This window comes from Corynebacterium sp. HMSC14H10 (assembly GCF_001807105.1).
GTDB lineage: Bacteria > Actinomycetota > Actinomycetes > Mycobacteriales > Mycobacteriaceae > Corynebacterium > Corynebacterium jeikeium_D.
The window spans coordinates 30995-44560 of the sequence record NZ_KV787412.1; the positions used below are offsets into that span (position 1 = coordinate 30995).

Consider the following 13566-nt stretch of genomic DNA (forward strand, 5'->3'; position numbering starts at 1 on the left):
GACTGTTTGTGCAGCTGCGAGCCGCCTTAGCCAACAAACGGCAGCGTGCCGGTCGTCAGCCACCACAGGCCAATTGCTGCGGCGATGGACAGAATTCCGAAGATCCACGACGATGCCAGTGGTCGACGAGCCCAGCCGCGTCCGAAGTCGATGCCGATGCGGCCCGGGCCGGTGAACTGCAAGCCAAGCGCCATGGCGGTCATCAACAGCTGTAGTTGGAGGTTGCTGGAATCCTGGCCGACGATATTCACGCCATTGGCAGAGGTAGCCACATCAAACATGCTGAGGTAGGCGGACAATGCCAGCGCCAATGCTGCGGCCAGCGGTGTCGCAAGCCCTAAGATGAGCAGGGCACCCGCGATGAGCTGAACCGTTGGGATGGCAGTGGCCATTACAGGGCCGAGGGCAAAGTTGTTCTGGCTAAACTGTGTCTCCAGCGCAGTGGTGCCACCGGAGTTGCCCCAGCCGAGCAGCGTTGTCAGACCATGGACCAGCAGTAGCGCGCCCAATCCAAGACGCAGCAGCAGGAGGCCGAAGTCAGTGGTACCGCGACGGAACTCCGGTTCGTTGTCGTCGTAGAAGTCCGTGTCTTCATCGTCGTCAGCAGCGGCGGTAGTCGTAGCAGCAGTTGCCCCGGCGGCTCCTACGCCTGCTCCTGCAACACCAGCGGCGCCAGCTGCACCAGCGGTATCGCGGGACGCAGCCGGTTCAGCGAAATCCGATTCATCGAAATACTGAGTCTCAGCAGCGGAATTGCGTGAAGAGTCATAGGTCGGCTCCGCCTCATCGTCGAATACTGGCTGTGCTTCCGACTTATTTGCAGTAGCTCCCGCTGCGGACGCTGCTGCCGCTTCAGAAGCCGAGAAGGCCTGCGTCGGCTGACTGAAATCCTCATCTGAATCAACGCGCTCGCTACGGGCCGGCTGCTCAAAGATTTCGGTCGCCTCCGACTCCGGGGCTACCTCCGACTCTTTATCGGCCGCGGGTGCCAATTCAGTTTCGGCCTGTTCATCCCGCGGCGAAGGCTTACCGGCAGGGCTAATCACCTGAGGTGCCGTGCGGCCTGCAGCGGCGTAGGCGTCGTAGCGCTTCTTCGGGGCTTCCTGAACTTCAGGCTCCGGCTCGGGGCTCGGCTCAGTCACTGTTTCTGTTTCAGACTCGGTTTCCACCTCGGCTTCAGCACCGCTATCGGTCTCGGCTTCCGGCGGCAGGTTTTCTTGGTCTACCTCCGCCTCCGACTCCTCCTCTACGCGCTTTTCCGGCACACCCGGAAAAATCTGCGTTGCGGTGTTGTCGCTGTCGTCACGGTTTGTTTCTTCGTTCATTGGCTCAGCGAGCTTGCGGTAGGTCGGGACGTCGAGATCGTCATCGAATCCGTCCTCCACATTCTCGAGGGCGCGGTCGTTCGGGTACTTCTCTGAGTCGCTCACATCGTCCACATTAAAACTACTGCCTCACTTTTGGTCGCAGGCGTGGCCGGGAAACGAGGCTGTATTGTGTATGCCTATGGGATTCCACCTCGTCCACACCAGCAGTGCACAGGCTCGCGCTCGCGGGCGGCGTCGTCGTGCTGCGCTCGCCGCTGGTGTCGTCGGGATGGTCTCTCTTTCCGGCTGCATGAGTGCCTCGAGCGCGCTTGAGTCACCGTTTACTGAAGACAAGTCGGAACCGACAGGCATTGCCATGCCGAAGTTTTCCTCCCCTGATTTGCCCTCTACCCCGGTCCCAACCACGGAAAGCAAAGCCAAAGACAAAGGTCCCTGCGACCTCGACGATGTCACTCTCGCGGCCTGCCTACCGCTTACCACCGCGCTAGCCTCAACCGGCCCTGGGGAGGCTCTCGTCGCCACCGACGACGGTGCACTCACCGTTGTCGCACCGGGTAAGACACCGCGTGAGGTCGCACGGCTCGGCGCCCCTGCAAAACAACTGCTGCCCAGTCCCTCGGTTGAAGAGGACCGTCAGGTCTTTGTTTTGCGTAACGACGACACCATTGCGCGCGTCACCCTCGTGGAGGGCAGCACCGCTGATGTGCGCGAACTTCCGGACCTCAGCGAGCCCGGCATTCTCGGAATCTATTTTGACCGAACTTCGGACACCCTGTCCCCGCGCAAATTGCTCGTGGGAGATCCAGGCATTGAGTTTCAGCAGTTCTGCCATGGTCCGGACGGAATGCCGCCGTTGGCAACCGCCATTCTCGACGGCACCCCACAGCTGGTTCAGCTCACCGGCCCTGTGATTAATCCCCTCGGCGGTGTGGACCTGAACGATTCCATCGGTGGATGCGCAGTGATGGGTGACCGCGTGGTCATTGCCATCCCAGACGCGCAGAAGGTCATCTCCATGCCGGTGGGTCCGAAGTCAAGTGGGCCCGACGCGGCGTGGGAGGTCAAGGGTTCCCCTGAAGTGCTTGTCGACGGCGACTTCGGCCACATCTCGTATGTAGCGGCTGTCGCAGCAAATCAGGGTATTGAAGTTTGGGGTGCCACGACCAACAAAACCGCCGGGGCACAACCGTCGGAGTCCGACGAGCGCGTCGTCAGACTGCCGAGCGATGGTGCCGCCGGCGGTTCCCCGGATTAGCTTTCAGGGAGGCTAGCTCAGCTTCTTCGCAATCAGCTGGTTGACCTGAGCCGGGTCTGCCTTGCCGCGGGTGGCCTTCATGACCTGCCCCACGATGGCACCGACGACCTTCTTGTTGCCAGCTCGGTACTTCTCGACGATGTCCGGGTTAGCAGCCAGTGCATCGTCGACGGCCTTCTCAATAGCACCGTCGTCGCGAACGACCTCCAGGCCACGGGCAGCAACGACCTCATCAACATCGCCCTCGCCTGCGAGCACGCCGTCAACGGCCTTACGGGCCAGCTTGTTGGTCAGCTTGCCCTCTTCAATCAGTGCAATCACACGTGCAACCTGTGCCGGGGTAATCGCGAGCTCAGCCAGCTCCACGCCTGCCTCGTTGGCCTTCTGCGCCAGGTAAGCGACCCACCAGGAACGAGCCTCAGCCGGGCCGGCACCAGCCTCAACGGTGTCGACAATCAGGTCGAGAGCGCCGGCGTTAACCAGGTCGCGCATTTCCTCGTCCTTCAGACCCCACTCTTCCTGAATACGGGCACGACGCACCCACGGCAGCTCCGGCAGAGTTGCGCGGATTTCCTCCACCCACTCACGCGGCGCAATCACAGGTGGCAGATCCGGGTCGTTGAAGTAGCGGTAATCCGACTGCGATTCCTTCGGGCGGCCCTTGGAGGTCGTGCCGTCGGTCTCCTGGTAGTGGCGGGTTTCCTGAACGATCTCCTCGCCATTAGTAATCGCAGCAGCCTGGCGCTGCATCTCGTAGCGAACAGCCTGTTCAACCGACTTCAGGGAGTTGATGTTCTTAGTCTCGGTACGAGTGCCGAACTCCTCCTGGCCGATTGGGCGCAGGGAAACGTTGGAGTCCACACGCATCGAGCCCTGGTCCATGCGGGCATCGGAGACACCGAGGGACTTCACCAGGTCACGCAGCGCAGAAACGTACGCACGAGCAACCTCTGGGGCACGCTCCCCTGCACCGAGAATTGGCTTAGTAACGATCTCAATCAGCGGAATACCTGCGCGGTTGCAGTCCACCAGCGAACGCGTGGCGCCGTGAATACGACCATCGGCACCGCCCAAGTGCGTCAGCTTGCCGGTGTCTTCTTCCATGTGAGCGCGCTCGATTTCGACACGGAACTCCGTGCCGTCGTCAAGCTGAACGTCAAGATATCCGTCGTAGGCGATTGGTTCGTCGTACTGCGAAATCTGGTAGTTCTTCGGCTGGTCCGGGTAGAAGTAGTTCTTGCGCGCGAAGCGGGAGGACTCAGCAATCTCGCAGTTCAGCGCCAGGCCAATCTTGATGGCCCACTCAACGCCCTGACGGTTAACCACAGGCAGCGCGCCAGGTAGGCCGAGGCTGCAGGGATCGACGTTGCTATTCGGCTCGGCACCAAAGTGCGCCGAGGAGGAGGAGAACATCTTGGTATTCGTCGAGAGCTCGACGTGAACCTCCATGCCCATTACCGGGTCAAAACGTTCGAGGACCTCATCAAAGTCCATCAAGTCATCAGCGTATGCAGCGGTCATGTTTGTAGAGTCTACTAGCGATGGCCCCGCAGGCGTGCCCTAGGGTATAAGTCGTGCCCGGAGTTAACGAACACCCACCGATTCCACCGACGTCAGCACGCGATACGCCAACGTTCCGCGACGCCGCTGACCGCCACCGCGCAGGCGCTACTTTCGACAACGACCTGCAGGAAAGCGCCGACGGAGCCACGGGCTACCACCGCGTGCGCCCCGGATATCCTCCAACCGTCATCGAAGCGCTTACCCGTCTCGCACCGCACCCACAGGTAGTCGCCGATATCGGCGCCGGCACTGGGAAGCTCACCGCCTCGCTTGCCGACGTCTACCGCGATGCCACCCTGCTGGCACTCGATCCCTCCACCGCGATGCGGCAAGCACTGATGCACAATGTGCCAGCGGCGGAATGCCTGGAAGGCACTGCGGAGCGCACGGGACTGGAGTCCAACAGCGTCGATGTAGCAACATGTGCGCAGACATGGCACTGGGTGGACCCGACAGCTGCAAGTAAAGAACTCACTCGGGTGCTACGCGCGGATAGCGTGGCTATGTTGGTGTGGAACACCTTGGATGTTTCCGTACCGTGGGTGCATCGGCTCAGCCGCATAATGCACGCCGGCGACGTGTTGCGTCCCGGCTTCTACCCCGAGGTTGGCCCGGAGCTGGAGCTAGTCGATGAGGTGCGTCTGGCCTGGGAGCAGACACTGACCATCGAGGACATCGTGCTGCTGGCACGAACCCGTTCCTATTGGCTTCGTTCCAAGCCCGCCACTCGCGCCAAGGTGGAGGCGAACTTGCATTGGTATCTCCACGAACACTTGGGGCACACATACGAAGAAGGCATCGCCCTTCCCTACCGGTGCGATGCCTTCTATTTTCGAGCTGCCTAAATTTTCGAGCTGCCTAGTCGCGCTAGTTACTTTTCTTTCTTCGGCTTAGGGTGAGCCACGCGCTTGAATGCATTCTTAGTCTGTCCGGCAAGCTTCTTCGGCGCAGTGGCTGTGGCCTCGCCTGGGAAGGAGTCCCTCGCGGTCTCGCGAGGATTGTCATCATCGGAGGCTTCCTCGATTTCGGAAAGTTTCTCCAGGCGCTCATTATCCTTTTCTACGATGCGCTCGGCGTCATCCTCGGTGAATTCAACATTATCGTCGCTGACCAGTTCCTCGACGATGTCGTCGCGGACGCTCTCCTGAAGATCGACGTTGGAAATGTTGGAGTTGGCCAAAGCGCGGTCGAGCTTCTTCTGATCGGCGGTGGTGAACTTCTTGTTCGGGTGCATCTTCCGGCGTGCGAGCTTACGGATACGGCCGCGACGCTTCGACTCCTCCATCAGCTTGTTACGTCCAGCCAGGTACGCACCACACAGAATCACGATAAGAGCGATACCGACGTAGCCAAGGGCCGGGTAGATGGAGCCAACCAGGGCCTTGAACCCAAAGAAACTTAGGCCAAAACCAATCAGCACCGTCACGATGAATACCAGGCGGAAACGCTGCGGGGTATTGCGTGTTAGGCGGCGGCCCAGCGCGTAGAACATGCCAATGGCCGTGTTGAAAATCATGGCGTAGATGATGATTGCCATCACGGTACCCAGGACCGGGTGGATGTCATTGACGATTGCCAGGGTCGGCATATCTTCGTGGCCAACATCCTTGACCTTGAAGAAGAGGGCAAAGGTCACCAGCGTCAGCAGACCTGCATAGATGCTCCCGCCCATGAGACCACCGATGCCAGCTTCACGCGGGTTCAGGTAGCTACCGCCGATGACAATCGACATCGATACGGCCACCATCACACAGAAACCGACATAGTTCAGGGCAGAAATAGACCAGTGTGGCAGCGATGTCGACAGTTCATTGGTGTACTGCGCGGCCTCCGACATCGACGTGTCGGTGGTGAACAAAGTGTAGATACCGGCTCCAAGCAGGAACACGATAATGAATGGAGTGATCATGCCAATCACGCGGCTGACCTTGTCGGCATCCAGCATGCCTACACCCAAAGTCAGGGCAACCATGATGACGGCGCCAATCCACACCTCAAGTCCGAACTGCTGGTTCAAGTTCGCACCGGCACCGGCGAACATGACGAAGCCGGTACAGAACAGCGTGATCATCACGGCGATATCCAAAATCTTCGAAACCCAACTGCGGGTGATTACGTCGAAGACCTCGGAGTGCTCATCAGCCTGCAAGTAGCTGGCAATTGACAGCACTGCCAGGCCACTGGCAATCATCACGACGGAGGCAAGTACCACGCCCCACAAGCCGTTAGTGCCAAATGCCACGAAGTACTGCATCATTTCCTGGCCGGATGCGAATCCGGCACCGACAGTTAGGCCGACAAAGGCCATCGCGATTGTTGTGGCTCTTTTCCACATAACGAGAAAATCCTAAATATAAGTCTATTTTTCAAAAACCGGAACCTTACAAAGCATACTGCCCGAGCTGGTGATTGATACACCAGCTCGGGCAGTATGCCTATTTTGTTACGAAGATGTGCCTAAATGTTTAGCAACGCGTGCTTAACCGACGCGTTTAACCAAACAGCGCAGCAGCTGCGCGGTAACGGCCATCCGGCACAACCTTCAACTCAGCAACCGCATCGTCGATGTCGATACGCTCGATGTTCTCACCGTGCAGAGCGACGATCTTGCCGAAGTCCCCCTCGTGTACTGCTCGGGTGGCGTGGACACCGTAGCGGGTAGCAAGCACGCGGTCGTACGCAGTCGGCGTACCGCCACGCTGAATGTGACCCAGCACCGTGGTGCGAACGTCGTACCCGGTGCGCTTCTTAATCTCCGCACCAATAACCTGACCAATGCCGTTGAAGGTTTGGTGGCCGAACTGGTCGACACCGCCCTCTTCGTACTCCATGGTGCCCGGCTTCGGGGTGGCGCCCTCAGCGACGACGATAATGCCGTACTTCTCACCCATCTGGAAACGGCGCTCCATCGACTTCACAATCTCGTTGATGTCGAATGGCTTTTCCGGAATGACAATGTGGTGAGCACCGCCGGCCATACCCGCATGCAAAGCGATCCAGCCCACGTGTCGACCCATGACCTCAACAATCATGACGCGCTGGTGGGATTCCGCAGTGGTGTGCAGACGGTCAACCGCGTCGGTGGCAACAGCCACAGCCGTGTCGAAACCGAAGGTGTAGTCCGTACCGTTGACGTCATTATCAATAGTCTTCGGAACACCGACGACCGGCACCCCATTGTCCGAAAGCCACTTGCCGGCCTTCAGCGTACCTTCGCCACCGATTGGGATCAGGGCATCGATGCCCGCATCAGAGAGATTTTCCTTGATGCGGTCGAGGTTAGACATGAGAATGTCCGGATGCACGCGGCCGGTGCCCAGCATCGTGCCGCCACGCAGCAGCATACGGTCAATCCGCTCATCGTCGTAAAGCTGGACCCTACGGTCTTCCATAAGACCAATCCAACCGTCCTCAAAACCGACGACGGTTGAGCCGTACTCGCTCGAGCTGGTACGGACAATTGCACGGATAACGGCATTCAGACCGGGACAATCTCCACCGGAGGTAAGGGTCGCAATTCGCATGATGCCCACCTTAGTCGCGTTAGTCAGTTCGTGCTTGACGGCCTTGGTCGAAACTACTTCTGCAGGTACTCCTGCCCTGGTAGCTCAGACGGTAGCTCCATCTTCGTCGTCACCTCCGACGCCGGCACAAGACCATATTCCTCGAGCGCCTTGCGCACGTACTCTGCGGCATCGACGTTCAGCGGAGACTCCGTCCACAATGCAATCGGCAGGTTAATAAAGCGGTTCTCCTTGACCGCCTCGAGATCCTTCGTTGCCGGATTCGTGCGCAAAACCTTGATTTTCTCTTCGAAGGTCTGACCTGGGTAGTCCACAAGCGCGATGAAGTCAGGATTCATCTCCGCGACATGCTCCCAGGAGGTCGTAGTCCAAGTGTCCTTAATCGACTCGGTCGCATTGATTGCACCGGCCTTTTCCAGGATGCCCTGCGGTGCGCCAAAGGAACCCGAGGTAATTGGTGCTTCACCGACAGAATCAAAGAGGAAGCCCACTGGCTTCTTATCTCCCTTTGGCGCGGCATCCAGGGCTTGCAGTCGGTTATCAATATCTGCAATAACCTTGTCGCCCTCACCGTCGTGTCCGGTCAAGGTAGCGATATTCTTCAAATCAATTTTGACAGCTTCCCACGGATCCACCAGACCACGAGTATGCCCCGGGTCGCCACTGCCTTCCTTGCCCGCCGAGGCTGCGTCACCAGTACGGCAAGATTCCGTCAGGGTGTAGGCACCGATACCGTGCTCGGAAAGCGATTCCGGGGTAATGCCCTTGTCTTCACTAAAGCCATAGCCCCAGCCCGCCAGCATCACATCCGGTTCGGCCGCAATGACCTGCTCCAGATTCGGGTATTCCTTCGCAACTTCTGGCTTCTGCGCAATTGCATCGCCATAAGCTGCGGTCAACACCGGCAGATGCGAGGCCATAGAGCTCACCGCTGTGATCTCATCCGCAGCACCGACAGCCAGCGCCAGCGAAGCAATATTGCCGTCATTAATCAGCAGCTTTTTAGCTACACCCGGGTAGCTGACTTCTTCACCGCAGTTGGTGAGGGTAAGGCCTGACGACGAGGCCTGCGTTCCCTCATCAGAGCCACAGGCGGCGGCTCCGAATGCCAGAGCAGCCACAGCGATACCAGCTGCTGAGGCACGAAGGGGACGTCGGAAAGCATGTGCGTTATTCAAGGGAGTACTCCTAGTTGATGGTGGCAGCATCCAGCTCGCTATCGATTGCGAGGTGGCGGCGGCCAGCGGGGGAATTGAGCTGACAGGATTCAACCTGAAAGATTTGGGCGACAAAGTCGCGGGTAAGCACTTCTGCGGGAATGCCGTCGGCCGCGATACCGCCGTCCGCGACCACGATGACGCGGTCGAAGTGGTTCATCACCAGATCCAAGTCGTGGATCGCGGCAATGACACACGCTCCGCTGGAGCGGGCCAGGCGGAGGACGGATTGTTGATGGCGCACGTCGAGGTGGTTAGTGGGCTCGTCGAGAAGCATGATTGGCGAGTCCTGGGCGATGGCACGCGCCAGACACACGCGACGACGTTGCCCACCCGAGAGTTGCCCACACAGGCGTTGCGCGACCGTTTCCAGACCTACGAGCTCCAGCGCACGGTCGACGTGGGAATTGTCCTCGGCAGTGTTGCCACCAAAAAGGCGCTGGTAGGGCAAGCGCCCCAGGGAGACAAAGTCGCGCACGCGCATTTCGGCGGGTGGAACCTCGTTTTGCGCGACGAAAGCCAAATCGCGGGCGCGGTGCTTCGAGCTGATTGAGCTCATCGATTTGCCGTTAATCTCGACCTCGCCCGTGGCCGGTTTCGTGATTCCACCGAGCGCACGCAGCAACGTGGATTTACCCGCGCCGTTAACACCAATGATGGCGGTCATGGGTTCTGCACCGAAGTTGAGGTTGACTCCGCTGACAATCGTGCGCCCAGCGATATCACAGCGCACATCTTTAGCGGCGAGTACAGATTTTTGTAGAGCGCTCATTTACTCAGCACCTCCGTAGCTGTAGTGCGAGCGGCTCATGAGGTAGAGGAAAAGTGGTGCGCCAACCAATCCCGTGACTACTCCCAGCGGCATTTCCTGGCTTCCGCCCACTACGCGCGCGATGATGTCCACCCAGATGAGAAACAGTCCACCCATGAGGGCAGCAACCGGTAGGACAACGCGGTGCGTGGCCCCTACCAAGATGCGGGTCAAGTGTGGAATCACCAGGCCGACAAACCCGATGCCGCCAGAGACCGCAACGAGCGTGCCAACGAGGACAGCCTGGAGCACAAATACCTGTGTGCGTAGCCGAGAAACATCAATACCTACGGCCGCTGCGGTGCTCTCACCAGTTGCCAGCGCATCCAGATGACGGGCTTTGACCAGGAAAAACAACAGTACTGCGATGAGGACAATGAGCGGGAAGAGCGTCTTCAGCCATGTCGCACCGGCAACAGAGCCCAGCATCCAAAACATCACGGACTGCGCGGCCCTCGGGTCTGGCCCAGCGAAGACCATGAAGCTACTCAGCGCGGAAAACGCAGCGGAGAGCACAACGCCGGAGAGCACCAAACGCAGCGGAGTCAGCCCACCGCCTGCAGTGGCGAAAGCACCGACCGCGAGGGTGGCCATTACTGCACCGAGGAGTGCACCGAATGTCAGCGGCGCGATGGGGCTACCGGAGAAAGCACCAAAGATAATCACCGCGGTCGCACCGGCACCGGCGCCGGCGGAAATACCTAGCAGATATGGGTCTGCCAACGGGTTACGGACCAATGTCTGCATAGCCACACCGGAGACAGCTAGCCCCGCCCCTACAATCGCTGCGAGAATTCCCCGGGGAGCGCGGAGATTCCAGACGATGGTGTCCGAACTGGCGGGCACAGATTCATCGAGCTCAGTGCCGAAGATGTGATGCGAAATGACCTGTGTCGTGGTGGACCAGGTGATATCCGCCGAGCCGAAGACCACCGCAGCGACCAGACTGACGGCAATGGCTATGACAATGACCAGCCCATAGATCCAAGGCATAAATCGTGGTGGGTTTTTAATTCTGACTCTCTCCATGTTTGCGTTCCTGCGCATGTATGAAACTTCCCGTGACACGACAACAACCGCCGCTCTCCCACTTCAGTGAGAAAACGACGGTTGCAGAAAACCGACTAACGCTTATTGAGCGCTTTTATGCAATCGAGCCGCGAACCTTTTCGTAGGCAGCGCCGACCTTGTACAGACGATCGTCACCGTGGCGCGGAGCCATAATCTGCAGGCCTACCGGCAGACCCGTGTCTTCAGCCAGGCCCGACGGCACGGACATGCCACACATGCCGGCCAGGTTGAGCGGCAGAGTACACAGGTCGAACATGTACATGCTCAGCGGGTCGTCAACCTTCTCGCCCAACTTAAACGCAGTGGTCGGAGTGGTCGGCGAGATCAGGACATCCACCTGTTCGAAGGCCCGCTCGAAGTCCTGCTGAATCAGGGTACGGACGCGCTGTGCCTGGATGTAGTAGGCATCGTAGTAACCGACCGATAGCGCGTAGGTACCAATGATGATGCGTCGCTTAACCTCATCGCCGAAACCAGCGGCACGGGTCATAGCCATGACCTCATCGGCCGAGTGCGAACCGTCATCACCAACACGCTGGCCGTAACGCATGCCGTCGAAACGAGCCAGGTTGGAGCTGACCTCACACGGCAGAATCAGGTAGTACGCGCTCAGTGCGTGGTCGAAGTTCGGGCAATCGACCTCGACCACCTCTGCGCCAGCTTCCTTAAGCTTGTCGACGGCCTCGTGGAAGCTGTCCAGTACGCCGGCCTGGTAACCCTCGGTGCGGTCGAACTGCTTGACGATGCCGACCTTAACCCCCGTGAGGTCACCGGTAGCACCTTCCTTGGCAGCAGCAACCACATCGGCAATCGGCTGCTCCGTGGAAGTCGAGTCATTCTCGTCGTGACCAGCAATGATTTCGTGCAGCAGCGCGGTGTCCAAAACGGTACGCGCGGTCGGGCCACCCTGGTCCAACGAGGAGGCACAAGCGACCAGGCCGTAGCGGGATACCGTGCCATAGGTCGGCTTCACACCGACCGTTGCGGTCAGAGCTGCTGGCTGACGAATCGAGCCACCGGTGTCAGTACCGATAGCCAGCGGAGCCATACCGGAGGCCAGGGCTGCAGAAGAGCCACCACCGGAACCGCCTGCGGTGCGCTCAACATCCCACGGGTTGTGAGTCGGGCCGTAAGCGGAGTTTTCAGTCGACGAGCCCATGGCGAACTCATCCATGTTGGTCTTACCCAGGATTGGGATGCCAGCTGCACGCAGCTTGGCAGTAACCGTTGCGTCGTAAGGGCTCATGTAGCCCTCGAGCATCTTGGAAGCGCAGGTGGTCGGCGCATCGGTGGTAGTGAAGACATCCTTCAGCGCCAGCGGAACACCGGCCAGCGCGGAGGCCGGCTCCTCGCCAGCATCCAGCGACTCATCGACCTTGCGAGCTGCAGCCAGGGCCTCTTCGGCACCGACGTGCAGGAATGCGTGAATGTCCTCATCAATTGCCGCGATACGGTCGAGGAACGCCTGGGTGACCTCTACCGAGGTCAGCTCACGAGCGTGAATCTTCTGTGCGAGCTCGAAAGCGCTCAGCCCCAGAATCGGGTCCTCAGCAACAGCGGCATGCAGATTCGGGTTAGCTGCAGTCATTTCTTCCACGTACTCCTACTCGCCAAGAATCTGGGGAACTTCAAAGCGCTGGCGGTCCTGCGACGGCGCCTGGTCCAGCGCCTGCTCCGCAGTCAGCGTCGGCTTGACGACGTCCTCGCGCATCACACCGGACAGCGAAGAGGGGTGACTCATCGGTTCAACGTCATCCGCAGCCACCTTTTGAACGGCCTGGACGTGGTTAATAATGCCGTCGATCTGACCGGCGAACTCGTCGAGTTCCGCGTCAGTCAGAGCCAGACGGGACAATCGCGCTAGGCGGGCGACCTCATCGCGTGAGATAGCTGGCACGCTAGTACCCCTTTCATTTCTTCGTACGAAGCTAGTGCACAGAAGTTTAGTTGAAACTGATTTTGAACCGCGCGAGCGGGCTGTACTTGCCAACAGTAGTCGTTGTCGCCAAGCAGTTGTCCGCAGGGTCTTACATTTCAAAGGTTTACCCTGTAGCCTAAATCACTACTTCTATAGTTACACCGCAACAATCACTATCAATTATTCGAAAGGTTGTGCACACAGCCATGAGTTACCTCCTTCGCATCCAGCTTCCCGACGAACCAGGCGCACTTGGCTACGTCGCGGCTGCCCTGGGCGAAGTAGAAGGTGATATTCGCAGTGTCGATGTCGTAGATTACGGCGCTAATGGCGTTGTTGTTGACGACATCGTGGTTGACCTGCCCATGGGCCTGCTCCCAGACACACTGATTACAGCGGCTCAGTCCATTAGCGGAGTGGAAGTCGATTCAATTAGGCCTTTCTCCGGCTCGGTCGACCGCCGCGGACAGATTGCACTGCTGGCCAAGTTCTCGCAGCACACGAAAAACTTAGATCGTGCCCTCGGAGATGTCGTCGACGGCCTGCCTCAGACTATGACTGCCGGCTGGGCTATCGTCCTCGGCGAACAGAGCGATGGCCGCTGGGTACGTCGCGCTTCCTCTACCGCTGCTCCAGAGGATAACGGCCGGACTCTGCCGGAAGCCCCAATTGACTCGCCGCGAAACCTCGATCCGGACGAAGAAACGTGGCTGCCGGAGGACTGGACAGTTATGGACTCCTCCATTGCCGCCACTCCGATGGGCAAGGGCCTCGTTCTCGTTATTGGCCGGCCCGGCGGGCCGGACTTCCTACCAAGTGAGGTTGAGCACTTGGGACGGATTGGCACGATTGTCGGCGCGATTATCGACTAGCAGCGGC

General features: G+C 59.2%; 12 protein-coding genes. 3 read left to right on the forward strand and 9 right to left on the reverse strand.

Annotated features, from left to right (window positions below; all coding sequences use genetic code 11):
* Positions 1 to 26 precede the first annotated feature (26 nt).
* Positions 27 to 1430 (reverse strand): DoxX family membrane protein, encoded by a 1404-nt coding sequence (locus HMPREF3135_RS02595; protein WP_224784247.1) that lies wholly within the window; start codon positions 1428 to 1430, stop codon positions 27 to 29.
* Positions 1431 to 1506: 76 nt separating this feature from the next.
* On the opposite strand from HMPREF3135_RS02595, the gene HMPREF3135_RS02600 reads away from it, so the two are divergent.
* Complete coding sequence (locus tag HMPREF3135_RS02600) at positions 1507 to 2583, forward strand: glucose dehydrogenase (protein ID WP_224783716.1); 1077 nt, start codon at positions 1507 to 1509, stop codon at positions 2581 to 2583.
* Positions 2584 to 2595: 12 nt separating this feature from the next.
* Here the strand turns inward: HMPREF3135_RS02600 and gatB are convergent, their stop codons facing one another.
* Positions 2596 to 4104 carry an Asp-tRNA(Asn)/Glu-tRNA(Gln) amidotransferase subunit GatB gene (gene gatB / locus HMPREF3135_RS02605; RefSeq protein WP_016422487.1) on the reverse strand — a complete coding sequence of 503 codons (1509 nt, stop codon included), beginning with the start codon at positions 4102 to 4104 and terminating at the stop codon, positions 2596 to 2598.
* Between the two features lie 53 nt (positions 4105 to 4157).
* Here gatB and HMPREF3135_RS02610 point away from each other — a divergent pair, with 53 nt between their 5' ends.
* On the forward strand, positions 4158 to 4991 hold the full coding sequence (locus tag HMPREF3135_RS02610; RefSeq protein WP_049194081.1) for a class I SAM-dependent methyltransferase: 834 nt from the start codon (positions 4158 to 4160) through the stop codon (positions 4989 to 4991).
* Between the two features lie 26 nt (positions 4992 to 5017).
* On the opposite strand, the gene HMPREF3135_RS02615 is transcribed toward HMPREF3135_RS02610, so the two are convergent.
* From HMPREF3135_RS02615 to gatC, 7 genes are all read right to left on the reverse strand, one after another.
* Positions 5018 to 6481 (reverse strand): membrane protein, encoded by a 1464-nt coding sequence (locus tag HMPREF3135_RS02615; RefSeq protein ID WP_049172094.1) that lies wholly within the window; start codon positions 6479 to 6481, stop codon positions 5018 to 5020.
* Positions 6482 to 6638: 157 nt separating this feature from the next.
* Positions 6639 to 7670 (reverse strand): ATP-dependent 6-phosphofructokinase, encoded by a 1032-nt coding sequence (locus tag HMPREF3135_RS02620; RefSeq protein WP_038628534.1) that lies wholly within the window; start codon positions 7668 to 7670, stop codon positions 6639 to 6641.
* A 53-nt stretch (positions 7671 to 7723) separates the two neighbouring features.
* Entirely contained in the window at positions 7724 to 8848 is a 1125-nt protein-coding gene (locus tag HMPREF3135_RS02625; RefSeq protein ID WP_049172092.1) for an ABC transporter substrate-binding protein, read from the reverse strand.
* A gap of 10 nt (positions 8849 to 8858) precedes the next feature.
* Positions 8859 to 9659, reverse strand: a complete 801-nt coding sequence (locus tag HMPREF3135_RS02630) for an ABC transporter ATP-binding protein (protein ID WP_049194082.1) — start codon at positions 9657 to 9659, stop codon at positions 8859 to 8861.
* Entirely contained in the window at positions 9660 to 10691 is a 1032-nt protein-coding gene (locus HMPREF3135_RS02635) for a FecCD family ABC transporter permease (protein WP_049190104.1), read from the reverse strand.
* A 151-nt stretch (positions 10692 to 10842) separates the two neighbouring features.
* Positions 10843 to 12357 carry an Asp-tRNA(Asn)/Glu-tRNA(Gln) amidotransferase subunit GatA gene (gene gatA / locus HMPREF3135_RS02640; protein ID WP_049181171.1) on the reverse strand — a complete coding sequence of 505 codons (1515 nt, stop codon included), beginning with the start codon at positions 12355 to 12357 and terminating at the stop codon, positions 10843 to 10845.
* A gap of 15 nt (positions 12358 to 12372) precedes the next feature.
* Positions 12373 to 12666 (reverse strand): Asp-tRNA(Asn)/Glu-tRNA(Gln) amidotransferase subunit GatC, encoded by a 294-nt coding sequence (gene gatC, locus HMPREF3135_RS02645; protein WP_049194084.1) that lies wholly within the window; start codon positions 12664 to 12666, stop codon positions 12373 to 12375.
* Positions 12667 to 12893: 227 nt separating this feature from the next.
* Between gatC and HMPREF3135_RS02650 the strand changes: the two genes are divergently transcribed.
* A complete protein-coding gene (locus HMPREF3135_RS02650) occupies positions 12894 to 13559 on the forward strand; it encodes an ACT domain-containing protein (RefSeq protein ID WP_048735304.1) in 666 nt (221 codons plus the stop codon).
* The last annotated feature ends 7 nt before the right edge of the window (positions 13560 to 13566 follow it).

Coding starts and splice junctions, on each gene's coding strand:
- HMPREF3135_RS02635 (WP_049190104.1), bottom strand. CDS start 10,691: ATGCCTTGGATCTATGGGCTGGTCATTGTCATAGCCATTGCCGTCAGT.
- HMPREF3135_RS02600 (WP_224783716.1), top strand. CDS start 1,507: ATGGGATTCCACCTCGTCCACACCAGCAGTGCACAGGCTCGCGCTCGC.
- HMPREF3135_RS02615 (WP_049172094.1), bottom strand. CDS start 6,481: ATGTGGAAAAGAGCCACAACAATCGCGATGGCCTTTGTCGGCCTAACT.
- HMPREF3135_RS02630 (WP_049194082.1), bottom strand. CDS start 9,659: ATGAGCGCTCTACAAAAATCTGTACTCGCCGCTAAAGATGTGCGCTGT.
- gatA (WP_049181171.1), bottom strand. CDS start 12,357: ATGACTGCAGCTAACCCGAATCTGCATGCCGCTGTTGCTGAGGACCCG.
- HMPREF3135_RS02650 (WP_048735304.1), top strand. CDS start 12,894: ATGAGTTACCTCCTTCGCATCCAGCTTCCCGACGAACCAGGCGCACTT.
- gatB (WP_016422487.1), bottom strand. CDS start 4,104: ATGACCGCTGCATACGCTGATGACTTGATGGACTTTGATGAGGTCCTC.
- HMPREF3135_RS02620 (WP_038628534.1), bottom strand. CDS start 7,670: ATGCGAATTGCGACCCTTACCTCCGGTGGAGATTGTCCCGGTCTGAAT.